The organism is Variovorax sp. YR752 (assembly GCF_943372545.1).
The window spans coordinates 26,510-50,531 of sequence record NZ_CALRZC010000019.1 but is presented as its reverse complement, the minus strand read 5'-3'; the positions used below and the strand labels follow the sequence as shown (position 1 = coordinate 50,531).

24 protein-coding genes and 1 pseudogene are annotated in these 24,022 nt (G+C 69.1%); 12 read left to right on the top strand and 13 right to left on the bottom strand.

The features are described 5' to 3' along the window. Nucleotides 1–26 precede the first annotated feature (26 nt). The 6 genes from queE to AAG801_RS06985 all read right to left on the bottom strand — a co-directional run bounded on the left by queE (nt 27) and on the right by AAG801_RS06985 (nt 5,217). Entirely contained in the window at nt 27–665 is a 639-nt protein-coding gene (gene queE / locus AAG801_RS07010; RefSeq protein WP_341887744.1) for a 7-carboxy-7-deazaguanine synthase, read from the bottom strand. Beyond that, nucleotides 662–1,504, bottom strand: coding sequence for a pantoate--beta-alanine ligase (gene panC / locus AAG801_RS07005; RefSeq protein ID WP_341887743.1), 843 nt, complete (start codon nt 1,502–1,504; stop codon nt 662–664). Before panC ends, queE begins: the two co-directional genes overlap by 4 nt. Nucleotides 1,505–1,523: 19 nt before the next feature. Then, nucleotides 1,524–2,429 carry a 3-methyl-2-oxobutanoate hydroxymethyltransferase gene (gene panB / locus AAG801_RS07000; protein WP_341887742.1) on the bottom strand — a complete coding sequence of 302 codons (906 nt, stop codon included), beginning with the start codon at nt 2,427–2,429 and terminating at the stop codon, nt 1,524–1,526. Nucleotides 2,430–2,501: 72 nt separating this feature from the next. Further along, on the bottom strand, nt 2,502–4,085 hold the full coding sequence (nadB, locus tag AAG801_RS06995; RefSeq protein WP_341887741.1) for an L-aspartate oxidase: 1,584 nt from the start codon (nt 4,083–4,085) through the stop codon (nt 2,502–2,504). Nucleotides 4,086–4,105: 20 nt separating this feature from the next. Continuing rightward, nucleotides 4,106–4,942 carry a ScpA family protein gene (locus tag AAG801_RS06990; protein ID WP_319359535.1) on the bottom strand — a complete coding sequence of 279 codons (837 nt, stop codon included), beginning with the start codon at nt 4,940–4,942 and terminating at the stop codon, nt 4,106–4,108. A gap of 68 nt (nt 4,943–5,010) precedes the next feature. Next, the gene (locus AAG801_RS06985) at nt 5,011–5,217 is read right to left on the bottom strand and encodes a DUF3460 family protein (protein WP_056578352.1); all 207 of its coding nucleotides are present in this window, start codon (nt 5,215–5,217) and stop codon (nt 5,011–5,013) included. Nucleotides 5,218–5,289: 72 nt separating this feature from the next. On the opposite strand from AAG801_RS06985, the gene AAG801_RS06980 reads away from it, so the two are divergent. Next, nucleotides 5,290–5,760 carry an outer membrane protein assembly factor BamE gene (locus AAG801_RS06980; protein ID WP_257884680.1) on the top strand — a complete coding sequence of 157 codons (471 nt, stop codon included), beginning with the start codon at nt 5,290–5,292 and terminating at the stop codon, nt 5,758–5,760. A 3-nt stretch (nt 5,761–5,763) separates the two neighbouring features. Here the strand turns inward: AAG801_RS06980 and AAG801_RS06975 are convergent, their stop codons facing one another. Continuing rightward, on the bottom strand, nt 5,764–7,443 hold the full coding sequence (locus AAG801_RS06975) for a SulP family inorganic anion transporter (protein ID WP_341887740.1): 1,680 nt from the start codon (nt 7,441–7,443) through the stop codon (nt 5,764–5,766). Between the two features lie 135 nt (nt 7,444–7,578). Between AAG801_RS06975 and AAG801_RS06970 the strand changes: the two genes are divergently transcribed. Then, complete coding sequence (locus tag AAG801_RS06970; protein ID WP_341887739.1) at nt 7,579–9,291, top strand: hydrogenase maturation protein; 1,713 nt, start codon at nt 7,579–7,581, stop codon at nt 9,289–9,291. Between the two features lie 13 nt (nt 9,292–9,304). On the opposite strand, the gene AAG801_RS06965 is transcribed toward AAG801_RS06970, so the two are convergent. From AAG801_RS06965 to AAG801_RS06950, 4 genes are read right to left on the bottom strand one after another with little or no spacing between them, the layout of a single operon-like run. Then, nucleotides 9,305–9,529, bottom strand: a complete 225-nt coding sequence (locus AAG801_RS06965) for a hypothetical protein (RefSeq protein ID WP_099792222.1) — start codon at nt 9,527–9,529, stop codon at nt 9,305–9,307. 34 nt (nt 9,530–9,563) lie between these two features. After that, the gene (locus AAG801_RS06960; protein ID WP_341887738.1) at nt 9,564–10,727 is read right to left on the bottom strand and encodes a CoA transferase; all 1,164 of its coding nucleotides are present in this window, start codon (nt 10,725–10,727) and stop codon (nt 9,564–9,566) included. Continuing rightward, nucleotides 10,724–11,698 (bottom strand): tripartite tricarboxylate transporter substrate binding protein, encoded by a 975-nt coding sequence (locus AAG801_RS06955; protein WP_341887737.1) that lies wholly within the window; start codon nt 11,696–11,698, stop codon nt 10,724–10,726. Before AAG801_RS06955 ends, AAG801_RS06960 begins: the two co-directional genes overlap by 4 nt. 42 nt (nt 11,699–11,740) lie before the next feature. Beyond that, nucleotides 11,741–12,496, bottom strand: a complete 756-nt coding sequence (locus tag AAG801_RS06950; protein WP_341887736.1) for an enoyl-CoA hydratase/isomerase family protein — start codon at nt 12,494–12,496, stop codon at nt 11,741–11,743. 58 nt (nt 12,497–12,554) lie between these two features. Between AAG801_RS06950 and AAG801_RS06945 the strand changes: the two genes are divergently transcribed. After that, complete coding sequence (locus tag AAG801_RS06945) at nt 12,555–13,226, top strand: GntR family transcriptional regulator (protein WP_341887735.1); 672 nt, start codon at nt 12,555–12,557, stop codon at nt 13,224–13,226. An 18-nt stretch (nt 13,227–13,244) separates the two neighbouring features. Here AAG801_RS06945 and metG read toward each other — a convergent pair whose 3' ends face one another. Further along, nucleotides 13,245–15,344 (bottom strand): methionine--tRNA ligase, encoded by a 2,100-nt coding sequence (gene metG / locus AAG801_RS06940; RefSeq protein ID WP_101489033.1) that lies wholly within the window; start codon nt 15,342–15,344, stop codon nt 13,245–13,247. 90 nt (nt 15,345–15,434) lie between these two features. Between metG and AAG801_RS06935 the strand changes: the two genes are divergently transcribed. From AAG801_RS06935 to AAG801_RS06910, 6 genes are all read left to right on the top strand, one after another. Beyond that, nucleotides 15,435–16,067 carry an LpxA family transferase gene (locus AAG801_RS06935; protein WP_341887734.1) on the top strand — a complete coding sequence of 211 codons (633 nt, stop codon included), beginning with the start codon at nt 15,435–15,437 and terminating at the stop codon, nt 16,065–16,067. Between the two features lie 159 nt (nt 16,068–16,226). Then, entirely contained in the window at nt 16,227–17,258 is a 1,032-nt protein-coding gene (locus AAG801_RS06930) for an isocitrate/isopropylmalate family dehydrogenase (protein ID WP_101489034.1), read from the top strand. Nucleotides 17,259–17,295: 37 nt separating this feature from the next. Beyond that, on the top strand, nt 17,296–18,018 hold the full coding sequence (locus AAG801_RS06925) for a phosphodiester glycosidase family protein (protein WP_101489035.1): 723 nt from the start codon (nt 17,296–17,298) through the stop codon (nt 18,016–18,018). A gap of 43 nt (nt 18,019–18,061) precedes the next feature. Next, nucleotides 18,062–18,772, top strand: coding sequence for a YceH family protein (locus tag AAG801_RS06920; protein WP_101489036.1), 711 nt, complete (start codon nt 18,062–18,064; stop codon nt 18,770–18,772). A gap of 85 nt (nt 18,773–18,857) precedes the next feature. Further along, nucleotides 18,858–19,313, top strand: coding sequence for a hypothetical protein (locus AAG801_RS06915; RefSeq protein ID WP_341887733.1), 456 nt, complete (start codon nt 18,858–18,860; stop codon nt 19,311–19,313). A gap of 44 nt (nt 19,314–19,357) precedes the next feature. Continuing rightward, complete coding sequence (locus AAG801_RS06910) at nt 19,358–19,717, top strand: hypothetical protein (RefSeq protein ID WP_341887732.1); 360 nt, start codon at nt 19,358–19,360, stop codon at nt 19,715–19,717. Between the two features lie 27 nt (nt 19,718–19,744). Here AAG801_RS06910 and AAG801_RS06905 read toward each other — a convergent pair whose 3' ends face one another. Beyond that, complete coding sequence (locus tag AAG801_RS06905; protein ID WP_101489038.1) at nt 19,745–20,218, bottom strand: Lrp/AsnC family transcriptional regulator; 474 nt, start codon at nt 20,216–20,218, stop codon at nt 19,745–19,747. An 87-nt stretch (nt 20,219–20,305) separates the two neighbouring features. On the opposite strand from AAG801_RS06905, the gene AAG801_RS06900 reads away from it, so the two are divergent. From AAG801_RS06900 to AAG801_RS06890, 3 genes and pseudogenes are all read left to right on the top strand, one after another. Beyond that, complete coding sequence (locus AAG801_RS06900) at nt 20,306–21,487, top strand: M20 aminoacylase family protein (protein ID WP_341887731.1); 1,182 nt, start codon at nt 20,306–20,308, stop codon at nt 21,485–21,487. Nucleotides 21,488–21,515: 28 nt separating this feature from the next. Further along, nucleotides 21,516–22,712, top strand: a pseudogene (locus AAG801_RS06895) (diaminopropionate ammonia-lyase); the annotation flags it as partial. Between the two features lie 9 nt (nt 22,713–22,721). After that, complete coding sequence (locus tag AAG801_RS06890; protein ID WP_341887756.1) at nt 22,722–23,960, top strand: M20 family metallo-hydrolase; 1,239 nt, start codon at nt 22,722–22,724, stop codon at nt 23,958–23,960. The last annotated feature ends 62 nt before the right edge of the window (nt 23,961–24,022 follow it).

Sequence of the window (24,022 nt, the reverse complement as noted above, 5' to 3'; positions counted from 1 at the left end):
GAAAAGAGAAGAAAGAGGCCGCCGCGTCAGCGGATGCCCGTGATCTTGTGGGTCTGCACGCTGAGGCGCCACACCGGCTGCTTCATGCATTCGTCGATGCAGCGTTCGGTGTTGGCGAGCCGGTCGGGCCCGTCCATCGGCTGCAGGAAACGGTGCGTGAACTCGCCCGTGTGCGCCATCGTGTCGAGGTCGAACCCGGCCTGCGGCCACACCAGCTTGAGCTCCTGGCCGCGCTGCTGCACCCACGGCGCGCCGGCCTTGGGGCTGATGCACAGCCAGTCGATGCCTTCGGGTGCGGCGACCGTGCCGTTGCTCTCGACCGCGATGCGGAAGTGCCGCACATGCAGCGCATCGACCAGCGCCGCATCGACCTGCAGCAGCGGCTCACCGCCGGTGAGCACGACCAGCCGGTGCGCGGTGTCGCCGGCGGGCCATTGCGCGGCGATGGTGTCGGCGAGTTGGTCGGCGCTCTTGAACTTGCCGCCCAGCGTGCCGTCGGTGCCGACGAAGTCGGTGTCGCAGAAACGGCAGACGGCCGTGTCGCGGTCTTCCTCGCGACCGGTCCAGAGGTTGCAGCCGGCGAAGCGGCAGAACACGGCCGGCATGCCGGCCTGGCCGCCTTCGCCCTGCAAGGTGTAGAAGATTTCCTTGACGCTGTAGGTCATGAAGCGAGCGGGGTGTCGATTTCGAGGTTGTCGATGAGCCGCGTATTGCCCAGCCGCGCGGCGGCCAGGGCCACGAGCGCATCGCCGGGCTGGGGTGCCTGCAGGTCGGAGCGGCGGCGCAGCACGAGGTAGTCGGGCTGCCAGCCGCGCTGTGCAAGCGACTGCATGGCGCGCGCCTCGAGGGCGGCCACGTCGCGCTCGCCGGCGCGCACGGACTCGGCCATGTCTCGCAGCGCCTTCGACAGCTGCACGGCCTCGGCGCGTTCGGTGGCGCTCAGGTAGCCGTTGCGCGACGAGAGCGCCAGGCCGTCGTCGGCGCGGAAGGTCTCGCCGCCGACGATCTCGATGGGCATCGCAAACTGCCGCACCATGTGGCGGATCATCATGAGCTGCTGGTAGTCCTTCTTGCCGAACACGGCCACGCGCGGCTGCACGCACTGGAACAGCTTCATCACCACCGTGCACACGCCGATGAAGAAGCCGGGGCGGAAATGCCCTTCGAGCAGATCGGCCAGTGCCGGGTCGGGATGCACCTTGCAGGTCTGGGGCTCGGGGTAGAGCGCCTTCTCGTCGGGCGCGAACAGCACGTCGCAGCCGGCGGCGCGCAGCTTCTCGCAGTCGCTGTCCCAGGTGCGCGGGTAGGTGTCGAAGTCTTCGTGCGGCAAAAACTGCAGGCGGTTCACGAAGATGCTCGCCACCGTGGCGTCGCCCAGCGGCTTGGCCTGGCGCACGAGCGCGAGGTGGCCCTCGTGCAGGTTGCCCATGGTGGGCACGAAGGCGGGCCGTTGGCTGGAAGACAGGTGCTGGCGCAGTTCGTCGATGGTCTTGGCGATGTACATGGTCGGTGTCCTTGGGGGCTTACCAGGCGTGGAGGCGATCGTCGGGGAAGCTGCCGTTCTTCACGGCCTGCACGTAGGCCTGCAGCGCGGGCAGCACGCCCGGCGCGTCGGCCATGAAGTTGCGCACGAACTTCGGCATCTTCCCGAGGTTGATGCCCAGCATGTCGTGCAGCACGAGCACCTGGCCCGCGGTGGCTTTGCCGGCGCCGATGCCGATGGTGGCGCAGCGGGTCAGCTCGGTCGTGAGCTCGGCGGCCAGCGCGGCCGGCACCATCTCGAGCACCAGCATGGCGGCGCCTGCATCCTGCAGCGCGTGGGCCTGCTGCTTGAGAAGCGCGCCGGCGGTGTCGCCCTTGCCCTGCACGCGGTAGCCGCCGAGCGCATGCACGGTCTGCGGCGTCAGGCCGAGGTGGGCGCACACGGGAATGCCGCGCTCGACCAGGAAGCGCACCGTTTCGGTGGTCCAGCCGCCGCCTTCGAGCTTGACCATGTGCGCGCCGGCCTGCATCAGCACGGTGGCGCTACGCAGCGCCTGCTCGCGCGACTCTTGATAGCTGCCGAAGGGCAGGTCGGCGATGAGCCAGGTCGTGCCCTGCACGCGGCGCAGGCCGCGCGAGACGCTGTCGGTGTGATAGCGCATGGCTTCCAGGCTCACGCCCACGGTGCTGTTCAGGCCCTGGCAGACCATGCCCAGCGAGTCGCCGACCAGCAGGCAGTCGATGCCCGCCGCGTCGGCCATGGCCGCGAAGGTGGCGTCGTAGGCGGTGAGCATGGCGATCTTTTCACCGCGCGCATGCATGTCCGCCAGCCGCGGCAGGCTCACGGGCTTGCGCTGCGCCAGCGGCGAGGCGGGCGGCAGCGTGCCGTAGGGCGTGCCGGCAGGGGCTTCGGACGGTGGGGTGGGGGTGGAAGGTGTGTTCGACATGGTTGGCTTTCTCCCTGCGGGCGTCGGTGGCCGGGCATCCTGAGGGTGATCGAAAGGTGACGAAGGGTGGGCTCAGTCGACCGGCGGCACCAGCACGGTGGGTGCGGTGGGCTCGGCCAGCGAAGGGTAATCGCGACTGAAATGCAGGCCACGGCTCTCGTGGCGGGCCTGCGCGGAACGCACGATCAGCTCGGCCACCTGCACCAGGTTGCGCAGTTCGAGCAGGTCGCGCGTGACGTGGAAGTTCGCGTAGAACTCCTGGATCTCGGCCTGCAGCAGCGCGATGCGATGGCTCGCACGCTCCAGGCGCTTGTTGGTGCGCACGATGCCGACGTAGTCCCACATGAAGCGGCGCAGCTCGTCCCAGTTGTGGGAGATGACCACGGCTTCGTCGGCGTCGGTGACGCGGCTTTCGTCCCAGGCGGGCAGCACGGCGCGTTCGCGCGACGGGGCCTGCGCAATGGCGTCGGCCGCGGCGCGCGCGAACACCATGCACTCGACCAGCGAGTTGCTGGCCAGCCGGTTGGCGCCGTGCAGGCCGGTGCAGGCGGTTTCGCCGATGGCGTACAGGCCCGGGATGTCGGTGCGGCCGGCCAGGTCGCTGAGCACGCCGCCGCAGGTGTAGTGCGCGGCGGGCACCACGGGAATCGGCTCGCGCGTGATGTCGATGCCCAGCTCGAGACAGCGCGCCAGGATGTTGGGGAAGTGTTCTTTCAGGAACGCGGGCGGCTGATGCGAGATGTCGAGGTACACGCAATCGAGCCCGTGCTTCTTCATCTCGAAGTCGATGGCGCGGGCCACCACGTCGCGCGGCGCGAGTTCGGCGCGTTCGTCGTGCTTGGGCATGAAGCGCGTGCCGTCGGGCAACTTGAGCAGGCCGCCTTCGCCGCGCACCGCTTCGCTGATCAGGAACGACTTCGCGTGCGGGTGGTACAGGCAGGTCGGGTGGAACTGGATGAACTCCAGGTTCGACACCCGGCAGCCCGCGCGCCAGGCGGCGGCAATGCCGTCGCCGGTGGCGGTGTCGGGGTTGGTGGTGTACAGGTACACCTTGCCCGCGCCGCCGGTCGCCAGGATGGTGTGCGGCGCGCGGAAGGCCAGCACCTCGTCGGTCTCGTCGTCCAGCGCGTACAGGCCCTGGCACGACGGATCGGCCAAGCCGAGCTTGGTGCCGGTGACCAGGTCGACCAGCGTGTGGTGCTCGAACAGCGTGATGTTGGGCGTGCGGCGCACGCGCTCGATCAGCACCTGCTGCACGGCCGCGCCGGTGGCGTCGGTCACGTGCACGATGCGGCGCTGGCTGTGGCCGCCTTCGCGCGTCAGGTGCAGGTCGCCGCCTTCTTCCGAGAAGGGCACGCCCAGTTCGCGCAACCAGCCGATGGCCTGCGGCGCGCCTTCGACCACGAAGCGCGTGGCTTCGGGGTCGCACAGGCCCGCGCCGGCCACCAGCGTGTCTTCCACGTGGGCGTCGAAGCTGTCGCCCGCCGCCAGCACGGCCGCGATGCCGCCCTGCGCCCAGGCGCTGGAGCCGTCGTTCAGCGCGCGCTTGGTGAGCACGGCCACGCGGTGGGTGGGGGCCAGGTGCAGCGCGGCGGAGAGGCCTGCGAGGCCGCTGCCGACGATGAGGACGTCGAAGTCGCGTACGGCAGAAGTCACGGGGAGTGGAACCGGTTGGGTCAGGCGGGCGAGTAGGCCAGTCGGACGTAGATGGGGGCGAAGGCCTCGGCCTGCGTGATGTCGATCAGCGTTTCTTTCGCGAGCTCGAGCATCGCGATGAAGGTGACGATGAGCACGGGCACGCCGCGCGAAACATCGAAGAGCTTTTCGAACTCGACGAAACGCTGGCCCTGCAGGTGGCGCAGCACGATGCTCATGTGCTCGCGCACGTTGAGCTCTTCGCGTGAGATCTTGTGGTGCTGCACGAGCTTGGCGCGCTTCATGATGTCGGCCCAGGCGTCGCGCAGCTCGACCACGTCGACCTCGGGGAAGCGCGGCTTGATCGACTGCTCGATGTAGACCTGCGCCTTCCAGAAGTCGCGTCCGTAGGTCGGCAGCGCGCTGAGGGCGGCGGCCTGCAGCTTGGTCTGCTCGTACTCCATGAGCCGGCGAACCAGCTCGGCGCGCGGGTCTTCGGCCTCTTCGCCGTCGGCCACTTTCTTGGGCGGCAGCAGCATGCGCGACTTGATCTCGATCAGCATCGCGGCCATCAGCAGGTATTCGGCCGCGAGTTCGAGGTTGGTCTGGCGAATTTCGTCGACGTAGCTCAGGTACTGCCGCGTGAGCCCCGCCATCGGGATGTCGAGGATGTTGAAGTTCTGCTTGCGGATCAGGTACAGCAACAGGTCGAGCGGGCCCTCGAAGGCCTCCAGAAAAACCTGCAGCGCCTCGGGCGGGATGTACAGGTCTTTCGGCATCGCGAACAGCGGCTCGCCGTAGAGCCGGGCCAGGGCGACCTGGTCGACGACCTCGGGCATGCTGGCCACGATCGTGCCGTTGTCCTCGTCTGCGCTCATGAGGCGATTGCTATCAACTTAATAGCTGTGCGCGCACGCGGGGCGGCGGGATGCCGGGTGGGCACCATTCACTTGGGTTGGGTCTGGTAGACGTACGGCTGCATCGGCACGCGGGCTTCGCTGTACTCCTCGAGCAGGCTGCGGTCGAGGTGCTTGTCCCAGAGCAGGGCGCGGCCGGCGCGCTGTTCGGCTTCCAGCGTCGGCTTCTTTTCCTTCATCTCCTCGATGAAGTTCGTGATCTCGGAGGTGTAGTGGGGGCGGCGGAAGATGGACATAGACTGGACCTTTATCGCTCGAATTTTACCGGGGACCGCATGCAACGATTCCAGAAGGCCCGGATCGGCCTCATGACAGGACTGCTGGCAGCCCTCATCGGGCTCGCGGGCTGCGATCCGCAGCGCATCAGCGAGCTCGAAGAAGGCGTCTCGACCGAGGCCGACGTGCGCGCGCGTTTCGGCGAACCCGAGAACGTCTGGGACGTGCCCAACGGCCGCGTGCTGGAGTTCAACCGCCAGCCGCAGGGTCAGAAGAACTACATGATCACCATCGGCGCCGACGGCAAGATGAGCGCGCTGCGCCAGGTGCTCACGCCCGAGAACTTCGCCAAGGTGCAGCCCGGCATGATGATGGAAGACCTGCGCAAGCTGCTCGGCAAGCCGGCCAAGGTCACGCCCTATGCGCTCAAGCGCGAGACCGAATGGGAATGGCGCTGGGTGCAGCCGCCCAGTTCGGCGATGGTCTTCACGGCCACGCTGAACGACGACCAGCGCGTGGTGCGCAGCGGCTCGTCGCCGGATCGGGGCACCGAGGCGCCGTAACAGCTACGGGCCGTGCGATGCGCCGGGCTGGCCCGTCGTCAACTCCTCGGCAAAGCCTGAACGCTCCAGCACCTCGAGCGGCTGTGGCTGCAGCGACTCGATGCGCAGCAGCCCGTCGCGCGCCAGCACCGCCCGGTGCAGCTGCCGCAGCGCATCGACGCCGGTGGCATCGAGGTAGATCAGGTGCGTGGCGTCGAGCACCACCGTCATGCCGCGCGGTGCGCGCTCGGCGGCGTTCACTGCTTCGTCGAGCTTGGCCGCCGCGCCGAAGAACATCGCGCCGTACAGCCGGTAGGTGAGCACCGGCGGTTGCAAGGTCACGAGTTCGACGCTGAACAGCCCGCTCATGCGCCGGATGAAGAGCGCGCACGCGAGCACGAGGCCCACCTGCACCGCCACCGTGAGGTCGAACACCACGGTGAGGAAGAAGGTGCCGAGCATCAGCAGCCGGTAATGGCGGCTGAAGTGGCGCAGCTGGCCGGGCGTGAACTCGCGCCATTCGCCCATGTTCAGCCCCACGAACACCAGGATGCCCGCCAGCACCGCGAGCGGCACGTGGCGCGCCAGCGGTGCCGCCAGCAGCACGACGAGCAGCAGCGTGACCGCATGCACGATGCCCGCAATGGGCGAGCTGCCGCCCGAGCGGATGTTGGTCACGGTGCGCGCGATGGTGCCCGTGGCCGGCATGCCGCCGAAGAAGGGCGTAACGATGTTCGCGATGCCCTGCGCCATCAGCTCCTGGTTGGGGTCGTGGCGCGGCTGGCCGCTGACCTGGTCGGCCACGCGCGCGCAGAGCAGCGACTCGATGGCGCCGAGCAGCGCGATGGTCAGCGTCGGCGTCACCAGCTGCTTGACGGTCTCCCACGAGAAATCGGGCAGCGCGAAGGCCGGCACGCCCTCGGGAATGCCGCCGAAGCGCGTGCCGATGGTTTCCACCGGCAGCGCGAAGCCCCACGACACCAGCGTGAGCGACACCAGCGCGACGATCGGCCCCGGGATGCGCCCGACGATCTGCACCGGGCGCGTCTGCACCCACCGGCCACCCACGCGCTGCACCGCACGCGCCAGCGCCGAGTCGCCGCGAAACAGCCGCGACCACGCCAGCAGGCCGAGCACGCAAGCCAGCCCGAGCGCGAAGGCCTGCGGATTGAAGGTGTCCAGCCGCAGTGCCATCGCGTGCAGCTGCGAGAACACGTCGGCCGGCATGCGCTCGACCGTGAGGCCGAGCAAATCCTTGAGCTGCGACAGCAGGATCAGCACCGCGATGCCGTTGGTGAAGCCCACCACGATCGACAGCGGCACGAAGCGCACCAGCCGCCCGAGCCCGAACAGCCCCGCCATGAACAGCAGCACGCCCGCGCAGGCGGTGGCGATCAGCAGGTTGGCCACGCCGTAGCGCTCGACGATGCCGTAGACGATCACGATGAACGCGCCGGCTGGTCCGCCGATCTGTACGGCCGAGCCGCCCAGGAATGAGATCAGGAAGCCCGCGATGATCGCCGTCCAGATGCCGGCCTCGGGCTTGAGCCCCGAGGCGATGGCAAACGCCATGGCCAGCGGCAGCGCCACGATGCCCACCGTGGCGCCCGCGCCCAGGTCCCTCAGGAACCGCCCCCGGTCGTAGCCCGCCATCGTGTCCATCAGGCGGGGGCGAAAGCGGGTGAGGTTCAGCGGCGATGACATGTGCGGTCATTGTGGCCCGGCCGTCGCGGCGGGCCGGCGATTTCCCAGGGGTGAGTACTTTCAGTCAGCTTATCGGCGCCGAGGCTGAAAGATACATTTTTGACGTTTAGAAACAAACGTCAATAAGGTTGCCCCATGCACATCCTGCTCGTCGCGAGCGCCTTCAACAGCCTCACGCAGCGCGTGCTGGCCGAACTCCAGGACCGGGGTCACACAGCAGGCATCGTGCTGGCGCTCGGCGATGACGAGGCCTTGCGCGAAGCGGTGCGCCAGCACGCACCCGCGCTGCTCATCGCGCCGATGCTGACCACCGCGATTCCCGAGGACGTCTGGCGCGCCCACACCTGCCTGATCGTGCATCCGGGCCCGCCCGGCGACCGCGGCCCGTCCTCGCTCGATCGGACGCTGCAGGGCGGCGTCGCCAGCTGGGGCGTCACCGTGCTCGAGGCCGTGGCCGAGATGGACGCGGGCGATGTCTGGGCCTGGTCGCCGCTGAAGGTGCCGCCGCAGGCCGGCAAGAGCGACCTGTACCGCGGTGAGGTGGCCGATGCCGCCGTCGACGCCGTGCTGCTGGCCGTCGAGCGCTTCGCTTCGGGCACCTACAAGCCGAAGCGGCAGAAGGCGGCCGACCTCGCCGCCGGCTGGCGGCCCTTCATGAAGCAGGCCGAACGCCGCATCGACTGGGCCACGCAGACCACCGAATCGGTGCTGCAGCATTTGCGCGCGGCCGATTCGCAGCCCGGCGTGCTTGACGAGCTGCAGGGCGCGTCGTGGTACCTGCACGGCGGCCATGCCGAAGACGAACTGCGTGGCACGCCCGGTGAACTGATCGCCACCCGCACTGGCGCAGTCTGCCGCGCCACCGTGGACGGCGCGGTCTGGCTCACCCAGCTGCGGCCCTGGCGCGAACCCGGGTCCGATCTGCCGAGCTACAAGCTGCCGGCCGTCGAGGCGCTGGGCGCGCGGCTGCCTGCGGGCTTGCCCGAAGTGCCTGCGCCGCTCGAGTTGCCCGCTGGCCGCCGCACCTGGACCGACATGCGGTACAGCGAGTACGGGCCGGTCGGCGTGCTGAACTTCTCGTTCGCGGGCGGCGCCATGAGCACCGCGCAATGCCGGCGTCTGTTGGTTGCCTACCGCTTCGCCTGCACCCGCCCGACGTCGGTGCTGGTGCTCGGCGGGCTGCGCGACTTTTTCTCCAACGGCATCCACCTGAACGTGATCGAAGCGGCGGCCGATCCGGCCGAGGCATCGTGGGCCAACATCCATGCGATGAACGACCTGGTCGAGGCCGTGCTCACCACCACCGACCGCCTCACGGTGGCCGCGCTGGGCGGCAATGCCGCGGCGGGCGGCGTGATGCTCGCGCTGGCGGCCGACGAGGTGTGGTGCCGCGACGGCGTGGTGCTCAACCCGCACTACACGTTGATGGGCCTGCATGGCTCCGAATACTGGACCTACAGCCTGCCGCGCCGCGTGGGCGCCGACGAGGCCGAGCGGCTCACGCAGTCGGCGTTGCCCGTGAGCGCGAAGCGCGCGGTGGCGCTGGGCCTGGCGCAGCGGGTGCTGCAGGCCGCGCCGGAAGAACTGGGAGACGAGGTCGGCCGGCTGGCCGCCCAACTGGCGGCATCGCCGGACCTGGCTACGCGCGTCGCGCAGAAGCAGGCGGCGCGTGCCCACGATGAGGCGGCGAAGCCGCTGCAGGCTTATCGGGACGAGGAGCTGGCGCACATGCGGCGCAATTTCTTCGATCCCGCCGAGCCGCACGCGGCGCTGCGTTCGGCCTTCGTGCGCAAGGAGAAAGCACAGCACACGCCCGCGCACCTCGCGGCGCTGGGTCTGCCGCGCTGAGGCGGGAAACGGATCAGTCCTTGCTGTCGGGAATCACCGCATCGGCCGCTGCGCCCACCACCTTGCCGGTGATGCGCGCGGTGCCGATGGCGGCATCGGCTGCGAGGCCGACCGCGCCGGCGCCCACGCTGACGGCGGTGCTCGCGACGCTGACCACCGCGCAGCCGCTCAGCAGCAGCGCACCCGCGAGGCCGAGCGCGGAAAGGACGAAGGGGCGGAGGCGGTCACTGCGTTGCATGGGCCGGATTCTGCACCTGCCGGCCCCGTCCTGCTCAGGCTTGGGCCAGTGACGCCAGGATGGCTTCTCGGTCCTGGTCCAGCCGCGGCGGCTGCCGGCGCACCTGCGTGCGCAGCCCGCCGACATGCACCGGGTTGCCCGCCACCGTGAGCGACTGGCCGCCCTGCGTGCGCACCTGCACCAGCATTTCGCGCGCCTGCACCTGCGGGTCTTTCACCACCGCCGCCACGTCGTTGTAGTCGCCGGTGGGAATGTTGTGCTGCATCAGCAGCGCCTGCCAGTGCGCGCAGAGCGCGGTCGACAGGCGCTCTTCGAGCAACTGCTTCAGCGCCTCGTGGTGCTGGCAGCGCGCCGCGTTGGTGGCAAAGCGCGCGTCCTCGGCGAGCACGGGCAGGTCGAGGGCAGTGCACAGGCGCTGGAACAGTGCGTCGTTGCCCGCCGCGATCACGAACCAGCCGTCGGCCGCGCGGAACACGTCGAAGGGCGTGATCGACGGGTGCCGCGAGCCGATCGGCCCCGGCGCGCGGCCCTCTGCCTCCATGCGCGAGATCGCGTTCTCGAGCAGCGCGACCTGGCAGTCGAGCATCGCCACGTCGACCCTGTCGCCCAGGCCCGTGCGACCGCGCTGCAGCAGCGCCGCCTGCGTGCCGACGGCCGCGTAGAGCCCGGCGCCCAGGTCGCCGATCGACACGCCCACGCGCGTCGGCGGTGCGCCCGGGTGGCCGGTGAGGCTCATGATGCCGCCCATCGCCTGCACCACCATGTCGTAGGCGGGGCGCTTGCTGTACGGCCCGGTCTGGCCGAAGCCCGAGACCGAGGTGAACACCAGTTTGGGAAAGCGCGCCTGCAGCGTCGGCCAGTCGTAGCCCAGCTTTTCCATCGTGCCGGGCCGGAAGTTCTCGACCAGCACGTCGGCCGTGGCCAGCAGCTGCTCGAAGACCGCGCGGTCGGCCGGCGCCTTCAGGTCGAGCGCGATCGACTCCTTGTTGCGGTTGACCGACATGAAGTAGGCCGAGTCGCCCTCGACAAAGGGGCCGATCTGCCGCGCGTCGTCGCCCAGGCCCGGCTGCTCCACCTTGATGACGCGCGCGCCCAGGTCGGCGAGCAGCATCGTGCAGTACGGCCCCGCGAGCACGCGGGTCAGGTCGATGACGGTGAAGCCCTGCAGGGGGCCAGCCTTGGGTGCGTCCTGCGTCATTCGATGCTCGCGCCGGAGCGCGCGGTGAGTTCCTTCGACTTCGCGCCTTCGGCCAGGGCCCAGGCACGGAATTCGGCCAGCGACTTCGAGGGTGCCGACTCGTTGCCCGACTTCTCCAGCCGCGCCTTCACCTCGGGGTCGTTCAGCGCCGCCACGCTGGCGTCGAACAGCTTCTGCGTCACCTCCGGTGGCAGGCCCGCGGGTGCGAAGAGGCCGAACCAGAAGGTGTAGTCGTAGCCCTTCACGCCGGCTTCGGCCACGCTGGGCACATCAGGAAAGAGCGGCGAGCGCTGGCCCGAAGTGACGGCCAGCACGCGCAGCTTCTGGCCCTGCGCCATCGGCAGCACCGAGGGCGGCGTGCCGAAGGTGAGCTGCACGTCGCCGGCGGCCACGGCCTGGATCGACGGGGCGCCGCCCTTGTACGGCACATGCAGCATCTGCACACCGGCCGCCTTCTCGAACGACAGGCCGGCCAGGTGCGTGACCACGCCGGCGCCCGACGACGAGTACGCCAGCTTGCCGGGGTTCTGCCGCGCCTCGGCGATCAGCGCCTGCACGGTCTTCGCGCTCACGTCCTTGTTGACGGCCAGCAGCATCGGCGCCGAGCTCCAGCGCGAGATCGGCACGAAGCTTTTGGCGCCGTCGTACTTCACGCTCTTGTAGAGCAGCTTGTCGCTGCCGTAGAGGTTGGCGCTGCCCAGCAGCAGCGTGTAGCCGTCGGGCGCGGCGCGCGCGACCTGGTCCGACGCGATGGTGGTGCCGGCGCCCGGCTTGTTGTCGATGACGATCGGCTGGCCGAGCAGCTTGGCCATCTTGTCGCTCACGATGCGCGCCACGGTGTCGGCGCCGCCGCCGGCGGGGAAGCCCACCACCAGCGTGATCGGCCGCGAGGGGTAGGTGTCGGCCAGCGCGCCGGCCGAGGCCAGCAGCGCGACGGCCGCGAACGAGAGGGCTCGCAGTTCTTGCTTCATGGGTTGTCTCCTGAGTCTTGTGTGGGGGAAGGGCGGGCGCGTTCAGCGGCCCTGGAACACCGGTGTGCGCTTCTCGCGCCAGGCCCGGCCGCCCTCGGCGAGGTCTTCGGACGCGACGGTGCGCTGCACCTCGCGCGAGATCGCGGCGGCGTCGGCGGTGCCGCGCGCGATCTGGTTCAGGTGCTTCTTCATGCCCAGCAGCGCCAGCGGCGCCATGCCGGCGAGCACGGTGCGCAGGCGCTGCACCTCGGTGTCGAGCGCCGCGGCGTCGTCGACCAGCTGCGTGAGAAAGCCGCAATCGCGCATGGCGGCGCCGTCGAGCTTCTCGGCGGTGAGGAACAGCCGCTTGGCCGTGTCCAGCCCGAGCCGCGACACGTAGCGCTCCATGCCGCTCTGGTAGTAGTGCAGGCCGAGCCGGGCGGCCGGCATGAACATCTCGGCGGCGCGGGCGCCGACGCGGAAGTCGCAGGCCAGCACGAGGTCGGTCGCGCCGCCGTACACACCGCCGTGCACCGCCGCGATGGTGACCGCGCGGCAGTTTTCGAACACATCGACCATCTCGCCGAAGCTGCGGCCCTCGGTCTGGCTCTGGGTGGCCACTTCTGATATATCAAACCCGCTGCAAAAGTACTTGCCCTCGGCGCGCAGGACCAGCACCAGCACCTCGGGCGTGCGGTTCACCGTGTCCACATGCTGGATCAGCACGGGCAGGTCGTCCGGCGTGAGCTTGTTGGCGGCTTGAGGACGGTGCAGCGTCAGGTAGGCGACGTGGCCGTCGATCGCGAGGGTGGGAGACATTGATGTACCAAACAGATGAATTGATATATCTGTAAGGTTAGCTAATATCCAGATCGCCATGCAACCCGCGAAAACCCTCGACACCACCAGCCTGCAGGACCGCATCCGCGCCCGGCTCGAACAAGACATCCTGGGCGGCGTGCTGTCGCCCGGCATGCCCATCGACGAAAAGGCGCTGGCGCTGAGCTTCAACACCTCGCGCACGCCGGTGCGCGAGGCGCTGCTGCTGCTCAGTGCGCGCGGGCTGGTCGACATCGTTCCGCGCACCGGCATCTACGTGCGCCAGCTGCGGGCGAACGAACTGGTCGCGATGATGGAAGCGCTGGGCGAGCTCGAAGGCGTGCTGGCGCGGCTGGCGGCGCTGCGCATCGGCCCGGCACTGCGCGATGAGCTGCTGCGCGCCCTGGCCGACACCGCCGCGCAGGCCGAGGCGGACGACGCCGAGGCCTATCAGCAGGCCAACGCCGCGCTGCACGGCGTGATCTACCGCGCCAGCGGCAACCCCTTCATCGTGGAGCAGGCGCAGACCGTGCGCCTGCGCATCGCGGCCTACCGCGGCCGGATGTTCGAGAAGCCCGGCCGGCTCGCCGCTTCACAGCGGGAGCACGAACGGGTGGTCGAGTGGATTCTCAAAGGCCACGCGGACAACGCCGCGGAGGCGATGCGCGACCACATCTCGGTGGGCGGCAAGGTGTTTGCCGACCTCGTGTTGAACAACAAGTTCGGCTAGTTCTTCTTCGTCTTCAGATCAGCGCACGCGCATGCCCGGCGTCGCGCCCGCCCAGGGCTCGAGCACGTGGATGCCCGGGTGGGCCTTTTCGTCGCCGTGGCTCGCGGCTAGCACCATGCCTTCGCTGATGCCGAACTTCATCTTGCGCGGCGCGAGATTGGCGACCAGCACCGTGAGCTTGCCCACGAGCTGCTCCGGCTGGTAGGCCGAGGCGATGCCGCTGAACACGTTGCGCGTCTTGCCCTCGCCCGCGTCGAGCGTCAGGCGCAGCAGCTTGGTCGAGCCCTCGACCTTCTCGCAGGCCACGATCTTCGCGAGGCGCAGATCGATCTTCACGAAGTCGTCGATGGTGATCGTCGGCGCGATGGCTTCGCCGCCCGGCAGGTCTTGCGCTTCCACGGCGACAGGCGCGGCGGCTGCGGCGGCTTCAGGCACGTCGAACAGCTTGTCGACCACCTTGGCATCGGCACGCTGCATCAGGTGCTTGTAGTCGCCGATGGCGTGGCCGGCCGGCAGGGCCTGTGCGGCATCGGTCCAGGTCAGCGGCGAAATCTTCAGGAAGGCCTCGACGTTCACGGCCAGCGCCGGCAGCACCGGCTTCAGGTACAGCGTGAGCAGGCGGAAGGCTTCGATGCACACCGTGCACACGTCGTGCAGGCGCGCCTCGGCGCCTTCCTTCTTGGCCAGTTCCCAGGGCTTGTTCTGGTCGACGTACTCGTTCACCTTGTCGGCCAGCGCCATCACCTCGCGCAGCGCGCGGGCGTAGTCGCGGCCGTCGTAGAGCGACTGCACCTGCGGGGCTGCAGCGCGCAGCGTCGACAGCAGCGCTTCGCCGTCGGCCGACACCACGCCCAGCTGGCCGCCGAAGCGCTTGCCGATGAAGCCGGCCGCGCGGCTGGCGATGTTGATGTACTTGCCCACGAGGTCGCTGTTCACGCGCGCCACGAAGTCGTCGGGGTTGAAGTCGATGTCCTCGTTGCGGCCGTTGAGCTTGGCGGCGATGTAGTAGCGCAGCCATTCGGGGTCGAGCCCGATCGACAGGTACTTGAGCGGGTCGATGCCGGTGCCGCGGCTCTTGCTCATCTTCTCGCCGCTCACTGTGAGGTGGCCGTGCACGTAGATGGCGTTGGGCGCCTTGCGGCCGCTGAAATGCAGCATCGCGGGCCAGAACAGCGTGTGGAAGGTGATGATGTCCTTGCCGATGAAGTGCACCTGCTCGAGATCAGGGTCGGCCATGTACTCGGTGTACGAGATGCCGTCGCCGCCCAGCTCGATGCAGCGTTTGTCCAGCAGGTTCTTCAGCGACGCCAGGTAGCCCACGGGCGCGTCCATCCACACGTAGAAGTACTTGCCCGGCGCATCGGGGATCTCGATGCCGAAGTAGGGCGCGTCGCGGCTGATGTCCCAGTCGCCCAGGCCGCCCTTGCCTTCGTCGTCCTTGTAGAGCCACTCGCGAATCTTGTTTTGCACTTCGGATTGAACGTGGCCGGGGGCGGCGGTCCATTTCTTCAGGTAGGCCTCGCAGCGCGGGTCCGAGAGCTTGAAGAAGAAGTGCTCCGAGCTGCGCAGCTCGGGCTTGGCGCCCGACAGCGCCGAGTACGGGTTGATCAGCTCGGTGGGCGCGTACACGGCGCCGCACACCTCGCAGTTGTCGCCGTACTGGTCCTTCGAGTGGCAGTTGGGGCACTCGCCCTTGATGAAGCGGTCGGCCAGAAACATGCCCTTGGCCGGGTCGTAGAACTGCTCGACGCTCTTGGTCTCGATGAGGCCGGCGGCGCGCAGGTCGCGGTAGATGTCCTGCGCCAGCTGGTGGTTCTCGGGCGCGTCGGTCGAGTGCCAGTTGTCGAAGGCGATGTGATAGCCATCGAGGTAGGGCTTTCGGCCCGCGGCGATCTCGGCCACGAAGGCCTGCGGTGTCACGCCGGCCTTGTCGGCCGCGATGGTGATGGCCGCGCCGTGTGCGTCGTCGGCGCACACGAAGTTGACCTCGGCGCCATTCATTCGCTGGTTCCGCACCCAGATGTCGGCCTGGATGTATTCCATCATGTGGCCGATGTGGAACTTGCCGTTGGCATACGGCAGGGCGGTGGTAACGAAGAGCTTGCGCGGGGCGGACATCGGGGAGGGCGCTTTCGGGAGTGGTACGGACGGAACCGGGCATTTTAGGTGGCGGCGTCCGCCCGTGCGTTCGGTGGCAGCATCGACCCCATGACGCATGCCATCGACCTGTTCGCCTACGTCGCGGGATTCGCCGCTTCTCCCCTGGCGCCCTGGGGCGCGCTCCTGCCCTGGGAACTGCCGCCGCGCGCGCCCGAGATCGTGCGCCGGCTGCTCGCAGCGCTGCCGGCACATGTGTACGCCATCGACGGCGAGGTGGCCGTTCACCGCGACGCCGTGGTCGAGCCCGGCGCGGTGCTCAAGGGGCCGCTGATTCTGGGCGCTGGCTGTTTCGTGGCCGCGGGCGCCTACCTGCGCGGCGGCAACTGGGTCGATGCGCGCTGCACGATCGGGCCGGGCACCGAGCTGAAATCGTCCTTCGTGTTCGCGGGCTCGGCGCTGGCGCATTTCAACTTCGTCGGCGATTCGATCGTCGGCGCGGGCGTGAACATGGAGGCGGGCAGCATCGTGTGCAATCACCGCAACGAGCGCGCCGACAAGCAGATCAGGGTGCGCAGCGGACCCGGCGGGGCGCTGCAGCCCGCCGGCTGCGACAAGTTCGGCGCGCTGATCGGCGATGGGGTCTGCATCGGCGCCAATGCCGTGGTTGCGCCCGGTGCGTTGCTGGCCCCGGGCCGTGTCGTGCGCCGGGCGTCGCTCGTCGACCAGGAGGTCGAGCCATGAGCCACACGCTCCTCATGCTGGCCCAAGCCACCGCCTTCGAATGACCCTTTGACGCCCCGCCTGAGGCCCGGCGGCAGCGAGGGGCCGGCGTTATTCTTCAGCCTTCGCGCCGAACCGGCCGCGACCCCCCTTCACCTGACCTCACGAGGGCGCCTTTCCATGACCACCCCCATTCCCGCAACCCTCATCCCCGGCGACGGCATCGGCCCTGAAATCGTCGACGCCACCCTGGCCGCGCTCGATGCGCTGAAGGCGCCTTTCGTCTGGGACACCCAGATCGCCGGCCTCGGCGGTGTCAAGGCCTCGGGCGACCCGCTGCCCAAGGCCACGCTGGACAGCATCCGCAGCACCCGGCTCGCCCTCAAGGGCCCGCTCGAAACCCCCTCGGGCGGCGGTTATCGCTCGTCGAACGTGCGGCTGCGCGAGGAGTTCCAGCTGTACGCCAACCTGCGCCCCGCGCGCACCATCATCCCGGGCGGGCGCTTCGACAAGATCGATCTGATGATCGTGCGCGAGAACCTCGAGGGCCTCTACATCGGCCACGAGCACTACGTGCGCATCGACGGCGACCCGCACGCCGTGGGCATGGCCACCGGCATCAACACGCGCCAGGGCTGCCGCCGCGTGCTCGAGTACGCGTTCGACACGGCGATCGCCACCGGCCGCAAGAAGGTCACGCTGGTGCACAAGGCCAACATCATGAAAGTGCTGACCGGCCTGTTCCTGGAAACCGGCGAGCAGCTCTACGCCGAAAAGTACAAGGGCAAGTTCGAACTCGATTCGATCATCGTGGACGCCTGCGCCATGAAGCTGGTGCTCAACCCCTGGCAGTTCGACATGCTGGTGACGACCAACCTGTTCGGAGACATCCTGTCGGACCTCGTGGCCGGCCTCGTCGGCGGCCTGGGCATGGCACCGGGCGCCAACATCGGCACCGACGCTGCGATCTTCGAGGCCGTGCACGGCTCGGCGCCCGACATCGCCGGCAAGGGCATCGCCAACCCGACCGCATTGCTGCTGGCCGCCGCGATGATGCTCGACCACACGAAGATGCCCGAGCTGGCCACGCGCCTGCGCACGGCCATCGACCAGACGCTGAACATCGACAACGTGCGCACCGGCGACCTGGGCGGCACGGCGAACACCGCTGCTTTCACCAAGGCGCTGGTCGCGCGCATCAACGGCGGCTGAGCAAGCAAGGAAGAAAAAAGGCAGCGCAGGTCGTCGCATGAAAAAACTGCTGCTGCCTGCGCTGGTCTTTCTGCTCGCCGGCCTGGCGTGGTCCGCCGCCGGGGCCACGGACGCGCCGCGCTACACCGTCGTGAAGGTCGACCTTCGCACCGAACGGCTCGCGCTGTTCCTGAACGACGACACGGGCACCGCCTTCAAGCGCTTCGACCGGCTCGAGGCCTGGTTGAAAGCGCGCAACAAGCAGCTGCTGTTCGCGGTGAACGCCGGCATGTACCACGCCGACTTTGCGCCGGTCGGCCTGCTGGTGCGCGAAGGCCGCGAGGAAGCGCCTTTGAATCTTGCCGACGGTGTCGGCAATTTCTTTCGCAAGCCCAACGGCGTGTTCCTCGTGACGGCCGACGGGCCGCGCATCGTCGAGGCGTCGGAGTACCCGGCGATGGCTGCGAAGGGTGGCGTGCAGTTGGCGACCCAGTCGGGCCCGCTGCTGCTGCGCCACGGCGCCGTGCACCCGGCGCTCATTCCGACTTCGGATTCACGCAAGACCCGCAACGGCGTGTGCGTGTCGGGCTCGACGGCCGTCTTCGTCTTTGCCGAAACGCCGGTGAACTTTTACGATTTCGCGCTCTACTTCCGCGATGTGCTGCATTGCCGCGATGCGCTGTACCTCGACGGCACCGTGTCGGCGATCTACTCGAAGACACTGCAGCGCAACGACTTCGTGCGCGACCTCGGGCCGATGCTGGCCGTGGTGGCGCCCTGAGGCCCGGTTGCCTTTTTACTTCTGCCTTTTTTCTCCCTGCGCCATGTCCACACCGCTGCCCGTCCTGTCCCTCCTCGAAACCCGCGTGCTCGGGGTGCTGGCCGAAAAGCAGCGCACCGTGCCCGACAGCTACCCGCTCACGCTCAATTCGCTGGTGTCGGGCTGCAACCAGAAGACCAGCCGCAACCCGGTGCTCGAACTCAGCGAGTCGCAGGTGCAGGCCGCCATCGAGAGCCTGAAGGGCTACAGCCTCGTGGCCGAAACCAGCGGCGGCCGCGCCTTCCGCTACGAACACAACGCCGACCGCGTGCTGCGCATTCCGTCGCAGTCGGTCATCCTGCTCACCGTGCTGATGCTGCGCGGCCCGCAGACCGCCGGCGAGCTGCGCATCGCCTGCGACCGCATGCACAACTTTGCCGACATCTCGTCGGTCGAGGGCTTCCTCAACGAGCTGTCCGAGCGTCCGGCCGGTGCGCTCGTGGTGAAGCTGGCGCGCCTGCCGGGCGCACGCGAAAGCCGTTGGGCGCACCTGCTGAGCGGGCCGCCGGCGGAAGAGGTCGCGGGGCCGGGCGCGTCGGGCGACGGCGCCTTTGCCACGCACGGTGATTCGCTCGGCGAGGTTGCGGCGCTCAAGGCCAATGTGGCGCGGCTCGAAACCGAGGTGGCGTCGCTGAAGGCGTTGGTGGGGCGCGTGTGCTCCGAGCTGGGCATTTCCCCTGACGCACCAGCCACGCCAGAAGCACCCGAGGCCTGAGCCCCCGCGTTCACACAGGCTTCATCCAGCCCGCACATTCGCTGCCTACCGTCGGACCCATTGCGAACCCAATGGAGCTCCGACCATGGACCACGGACAAACCGCCGCCTGGCGCGACCACACGCCCTTCGACGACATCACCCGCCGCCTGCTGGGCGGGCTGGCGGCACTCGCCGGCCTTGCCAGCCTCTATGCCTTCTTCTGGTGGGCCGCCTCGGCCACCGGCTTCCTGCTGTTCGACGGCTGGTGGCACACCTGGCGCGGCCTGGGCACGGCCCTCGCGTTCCGCGACGCGGACTCGGCGTTCTACCTGCTGAGCTGGACGCTGTCGGTTCTCGGTGGTGCGGTCGGTTGGATCGCGCTGGTCGCCCTCGCCGTGACCCATCGGCGCGGTTGGGGCGCGGTGGCGACGTGGATCAAGGTTGGCGGCTTCATCGGCGCCGTCGCAGGGCTGGCCTTCGAGCCCGGCCGGCTGCTGGCCATGGCCCCGATCGTCGGCGCGGTGCTGCTGATGCTGCGCTCGATGCTGCCGGTGCGTTGAGCCCATCGGCTATCGTTGGCTTCCTCGTTGTTCGCGGGAGCCGCATGACCTACGCCTGTCCCCATTGCTGCCAGCCGGGCATCGCCGCCATGGCCAAGCGCTGGTCCAGCCGCGAAACGCCCGCGGCGTGCGGGCGCTGCGGAAAACTCTCGCATGTGCTGGCCAGCACCTCGAGCGGGATCGGGGTGGCGGGCCTGCTGATCATCGTGCTGTCGGGCATCGCAGCGGCTGCATGGGGCATGGCGCCGCTGCTCTTGCTCGGCGTGGGCTTGGCGGTGGCCAACAACTTCCTGGCCTGGCGCCGCGCCAAGCTGTGGCCGATCTCGAAGGAAAGCGCCGACAGCGCCAAGAAGGCCGGCTGGTTCGTCTTGGGCCTGCTGGCGCTGTTCGGCCTGGGCTCGTGACGCTGCGGGCCGCCTGAGCCCGCGCCCTCAGCCCCCCGCCGACACCGGCACATCCAGGCTCACCTTCACCGGGTCCATCGTCACCAGCGTGCGAAAGCGCTTGACGTTGTTGCTCTGGAAAAACAGCTGGCGGGTGAGCGCCGTGTACTGCGCCATGTCGCGCACCACGCACACGAGGATGAAGTCCCACTCGCCCGTCACGTAGTAGCACTGCTGCACCTGCGGGCAGTCGCGAAAGCTCTGCTTCATGGCGTCGAGCCGTTCGATCTGCTCGCTTTCGGCCTCGACCTCGACCACGATGGTGAGCGGGTGCCCGAGCGCGGCCGGCGACAGCACGGCGCCGTGGCGCTGGATCACGCCCTCGTCGCGCAGGCGCTTGAGCCGTCGGTTCACTGCCGCCGTCGACAGGTGAATGCGCTCGCCGAGTTCGCCCTGCGAGAGGCGGCTGTCGGCCTGGATCAGTTCGAGCAGGTGCAGATCGAGGGCGTCGAGGGGTGTCATGAAAAGGCGATGTCTCGCGCAAAAACGTTGCGTGGCAGCGGCTCATTTTGCGCACCTGTCCCGCTGCGTTGTCAATAGCATCTCGCCATGAAGTTTCCAGACCACCCCCTGCGCGACCAGCTGGCCGGCTGGCGGCACCAGCTGCATGCGATGCCCGAGACCGGCTTCGAGGAAGCCAAGACCTCGGCCTTCATTGCCAACGCGCTGCGGGCGCTGGGCCTCGAGGTCCACACCGGCATCGGCGGCACGGGGCTGGTCGCCAGCCTCACGGTGGGCAGCGGCGCGGGCGTGATCGGCCTGCGCGCCGAGATGGACGCGCTGGCCATCACCGAGCTCGCGACCGAGCGGCTCTATGTGTCCGGCACGCCCGGGCGCATGCACGCCTGCGGCCACGACGGCCACATGGCGATGGTGCTCGGCGCCGCGCAGTTGCTGCGCGAGCGGCGCGATTTCGACGGCACCGTGCGCTTCATCTTCCAGCCCGCCGAAGAGCACGGCCGCGGCGCCCGCGCCATGATGGACGACGGCCTGTTCACGCGCTTCCCGGTCGACGAGATCTACGGCCTGCACAACATGCCCGGCCTGCCCGCCGGCACCTTCGCCACGCGCGCGGGCGGCCTGATGGCGAGCGAAGACAACTTCGTCATCCACATCCACGGCCGCGGCACGCACGCCGCGCGGCCGCACATGGGCATCGACCCGATCGTGATCGGCGCGCAGATCGTGCTGGCGCTGCAGACCATCGTGTCGCGCACGCTCGACCCGGGCGCGCAGGCCGTGGTGTCATGCACCGAGTTCATCACCGACGGCATCCGCAACGCGATTCCGTCGAACGTGGTCATCAAGGGCGACACGCGCAGCTACGACCCCGCCGTGCAACGCATGCTCGAAACGCGCATGCGCGAGATCAGCGAAAGCATCTGCCGCATGCACGGCGCGGACTGCACCTTCAGCTACACGCACGAGTTCGCGCCCACCGTGAACTGGGCCGAATGCGTGCCGACCGCGGTGGACGCTGCCACGGCCGTCGTGGGGGCGGAGAAGGTCGATGCGAATGTGGCGCCGATGATGATCTCGGAAGACTTCGGCGCCTTCCTGCGCGCCGTGCCGGGCGCCTTCGTCTTCCTGGGCAACGGCGCCGAGGGCGAGCCCGGCGGCACGCCGCTGCACAACGGCCGCTACGACTTCAACGACGCGGTGCTGACCACGGGCGCGCGCTACTTCGCGGAGATCGTGCGGCTGCGGCTTCCCGTGCGCACCGCCGCCTGATCCATTCTTCATTTCCGGTTTTCTTCTCATGCTCTTCGCCAATCCTCACGCGCAACGGCGCGGCTACGACGCGGCCCTGCAGGCCGTCATGAACATCGCACGCGGCCGCGAGAGCCGCCAGTGGCTGTCCACCTGGGACCGGCTCTCGCCGCAGCCGACACCCGCGTGGCCCTTGCCCCGGCTCGCGGCGCAACTGGGCATCGCGCAGGTCATCGTGAAAGACGAATCGCGCCGCTCCGCGCTCGGCAGCTTCAAGGTACTCGGCGCGCCCGTGGCCTTGCTGCGGCTCGTGCTGCGTCGCTGGCCCGACCGGGGCTGGACGCCGGCCGACCTGTTCGCGGGCCGGCACGCCGCGGCGCTGCGCGACTTCGTCGTCATCAGCGCGACCGACGGCAACCATGGCCGCGCACTGGCCGCGGCCGCGCAGAGCATGGGCTGCCGCTGCGTGATCGTGCTGCACGCGCAGGTCAGCGAAGAGCGCGAGGCGCCCATTGCCGCGCTCGGCGCCGAGATCGTGCGCATCGCCGGCAACTACGACGCCTCGGTCGAAGAGGCGGCGCGCCTGGCCCAGGCGAATGGCTGGCAAGTGGTCTCCGACACCTCCTACGAAGGCTACGAAGAGATTCCGCGCGACGTGATGCAGGGCTACGGCATCCTCGTCGACGAACTGCTCGAGAACACCGCGCCCGGCGCGCCGTGTCCCTTCACCCACGTCATCGTGCAGGGCGGCGTCGGCGGGCTCGCGGCCGGCGTGGCCAGCCATGTCTGGGAGCGTTATGGCGCCGCGCGGCCGATGCTCATCGTGGTCGAGCCCGAGCAGGCCGACTGCCTGCTGCAGAGCGCACGCAGCGGTCGCCCCGACCGCGCCACCGGCAGCGTCGACTCGGTGATGGCCGGGCTGGCCTGCGGCGAGACCTCGCCGCTCGCGTGGCGCTTTCTGCAGCCCTCGGTCGATCTCTTCATGACCGTCACCGATGCCGACGCCGAGCACGCCATGCACACCTTCGCCACCGGCGAGGCGGGCGACGTGCCCGTGCTGGTCGGCGAGTCCGGCGCGGCCGGCCTCGCGGCGCTGCAGGTGCTTGCAGCCGACCCCGAACTGGCGCGCGCCGCCGGCCTCGACGCCAGCTCGCGCGTGCTGCTGTTCAGCACCGAAGGCGCGACCGCACCTGGCGTGTACCGCGCGCTGACTGGCCGCTCGGGCGAAGAAGTCGTGGCGGCGCAGACGCAATGGCTGCAACACGAAGGCATCGCCGAAGCCGCGCTGATGGCGCGCATCGACGCGCACGCCGCCATCGGCGCGACCGCGCAAGGCGGCGTCTGCCGCATCGCGCTCACCGACGCCGACCGCGCGGGCCGCGACCAACTCGTGCAGTGGATGCGAGACCTGGGCCTCACGGTGCGCATCGACCGCATCGGCAACATCTTCGGCATCCGTCCCGGCCAACTGCCCGATGCCAAACCCGTGATGACCGGCTCGCACATCGACACCGTCGCCACGGGCGGGCGCTACGACGGCAACTACGGCGTGATGGCCGGCCTGGAGGTGGTGCGCTGGCTCAACGAACGCCAGCGCCAGACACTGCGCCCCTTCGTGGTCGCCGCCTTCACCAACGAGGAGGGCGTGCGCTTCATGCCCGACATGCTGGGCTCGCTGGTGCATGCGGGCGGCCTGGCGCTCGATGCGGCGCTCGACACCCTCGCCACCGACGGCGCGCGGCTGGGCGACGAACTCGCGCGCATCGGCTACGCGGGCGACATGCCGTGCGGCACGCTGGTGCCGCATGCCTTTGTCGAACTGCACATCGAGCAGGGCCCGGTGCTGGAGGCCGAAGGCGTCACCATCGGCGCGGTGGCCGACCTGCAGGGCATCTCCTGGCAGGAGGTCGTCGTCACCGGCCAGTCGAACCACGCAGGCACCACGCCGATGCGCCTGCGCCACGACGCCGGCTACTGCGCCGCCGCCATCGCGGTGTTCGTGCGCGAGCTGGCGCGACGCTACGGCGGCAGCCAGGTCGCGACCGTCGGTGCCATCGACCTGCACCCCAACCTCATCAACGTGATCGCGGCGCGCGCCACGCTCACGGTCGACCTGCGCAACACCGACGAGGCGACATTGCAGGCGGCCGAGGCTGAACTGGCGGACTGTCTGCGGCAACTCGAAGCGACCGAGGGCGTGACCATCGAAGCCCGGAGGCTAGCCCGCTTCGAGCCGGTGCCCTTCGACGAACGACTGGTCCGCGTCATCGAAGCCAGCGCGCATGCGCGCGGCCTGAGCCACCGACGCATGACCTCGGGTGCGGGCCACGACGCGCAGATGATGGCGCGCCTCTGTCCCGCCGCGATGGTCTTCGTGCCGAGCGTGCGCGGCATCAGCCACAACCCGAAGGAGCACACGGCGAGCGCCGACCTGGTGCAGGGCGCGAACGTGCTGTTGGACGTGGTGCTGGGGCTGTTGGACGAGGCGCAATGAGGCGTGCGAACTATCTTCCTCATTGGTATCGACGGCATTGACCACTGACCTGTGCGCCTCTG

Bases quoted from the DNA above. Each gene is read 5' to 3' on its own strand.
- queE (WP_341887744.1), bottom strand. From the start codon at position 665: ATGACCTACAGCGTCAAGGAAATCTTCTACACCTTGCAGGGCGAAGGC.
- panC (WP_341887743.1), bottom strand. From the start codon at position 1,504: ATGTACATCGCCAAGACCATCGACGAACTGCGCCAGCACCTGTCTTCC.
- panB (WP_341887742.1), bottom strand. From the start codon at position 2,429: ATGTCGAACACACCTTCCACCCCCACCCCACCGTCCGAAGCCCCTGCC.
- AAG801_RS06990 (WP_319359535.1), bottom strand. From the start codon at position 4,942: ATGAGCGCAGACGAGGACAACGGCACGATCGTGGCCAGCATGCCCGAG.
- AAG801_RS06985 (WP_056578352.1), bottom strand. From the start codon at position 5,217: ATGTCCATCTTCCGCCGCCCCCACTACACCTCCGAGATCACGAACTTC.
- AAG801_RS06980 (WP_257884680.1), top strand. From the start codon at position 5,290: ATGACAGGACTGCTGGCAGCCCTCATCGGGCTCGCGGGCTGCGATCCG.
- AAG801_RS06975 (WP_341887740.1), bottom strand. From the start codon at position 7,443: ATGTCATCGCCGCTGAACCTCACCCGCTTTCGCCCCCGCCTGATGGAC.
- AAG801_RS06970 (WP_341887739.1), top strand. From the start codon at position 7,579: ATGCACATCCTGCTCGTCGCGAGCGCCTTCAACAGCCTCACGCAGCGC.
- AAG801_RS06965 (WP_099792222.1), bottom strand. From the start codon at position 9,529: ATGCAACGCAGTGACCGCCTCCGCCCCTTCGTCCTTTCCGCGCTCGGC.
- AAG801_RS06960 (WP_341887738.1), bottom strand. From the start codon at position 10,727: ATGACGCAGGACGCACCCAAGGCTGGCCCCCTGCAGGGCTTCACCGTC.
- AAG801_RS06955 (WP_341887737.1), bottom strand. From the start codon at position 11,698: ATGAAGCAAGAACTGCGAGCCCTCTCGTTCGCGGCCGTCGCGCTGCTG.
- AAG801_RS06950 (WP_341887736.1), bottom strand. From the start codon at position 12,496: ATGTCTCCCACCCTCGCGATCGACGGCCACGTCGCCTACCTGACGCTG.
- AAG801_RS06945 (WP_341887735.1), top strand. From the start codon at position 12,555: ATGCAACCCGCGAAAACCCTCGACACCACCAGCCTGCAGGACCGCATC.
- metG (WP_101489033.1), bottom strand. From the start codon at position 15,344: ATGTCCGCCCCGCGCAAGCTCTTCGTTACCACCGCCCTGCCGTATGCC.
- AAG801_RS06935 (WP_341887734.1), top strand. From the start codon at position 15,435: ATGACGCATGCCATCGACCTGTTCGCCTACGTCGCGGGATTCGCCGCT.
- AAG801_RS06930 (WP_101489034.1), top strand. From the start codon at position 16,227: ATGACCACCCCCATTCCCGCAACCCTCATCCCCGGCGACGGCATCGGC.
- AAG801_RS06925 (WP_101489035.1), top strand. From the start codon at position 17,296: ATGAAAAAACTGCTGCTGCCTGCGCTGGTCTTTCTGCTCGCCGGCCTG.
- AAG801_RS06920 (WP_101489036.1), top strand. From the start codon at position 18,062: ATGTCCACACCGCTGCCCGTCCTGTCCCTCCTCGAAACCCGCGTGCTC.
- AAG801_RS06915 (WP_341887733.1), top strand. From the start codon at position 18,858: ATGGACCACGGACAAACCGCCGCCTGGCGCGACCACACGCCCTTCGAC.
- AAG801_RS06910 (WP_341887732.1), top strand. From the start codon at position 19,358: ATGACCTACGCCTGTCCCCATTGCTGCCAGCCGGGCATCGCCGCCATG.
- AAG801_RS06905 (WP_101489038.1), bottom strand. From the start codon at position 20,218: ATGACACCCCTCGACGCCCTCGATCTGCACCTGCTCGAACTGATCCAG.
- AAG801_RS06900 (WP_341887731.1), top strand. From the start codon at position 20,306: ATGAAGTTTCCAGACCACCCCCTGCGCGACCAGCTGGCCGGCTGGCGG.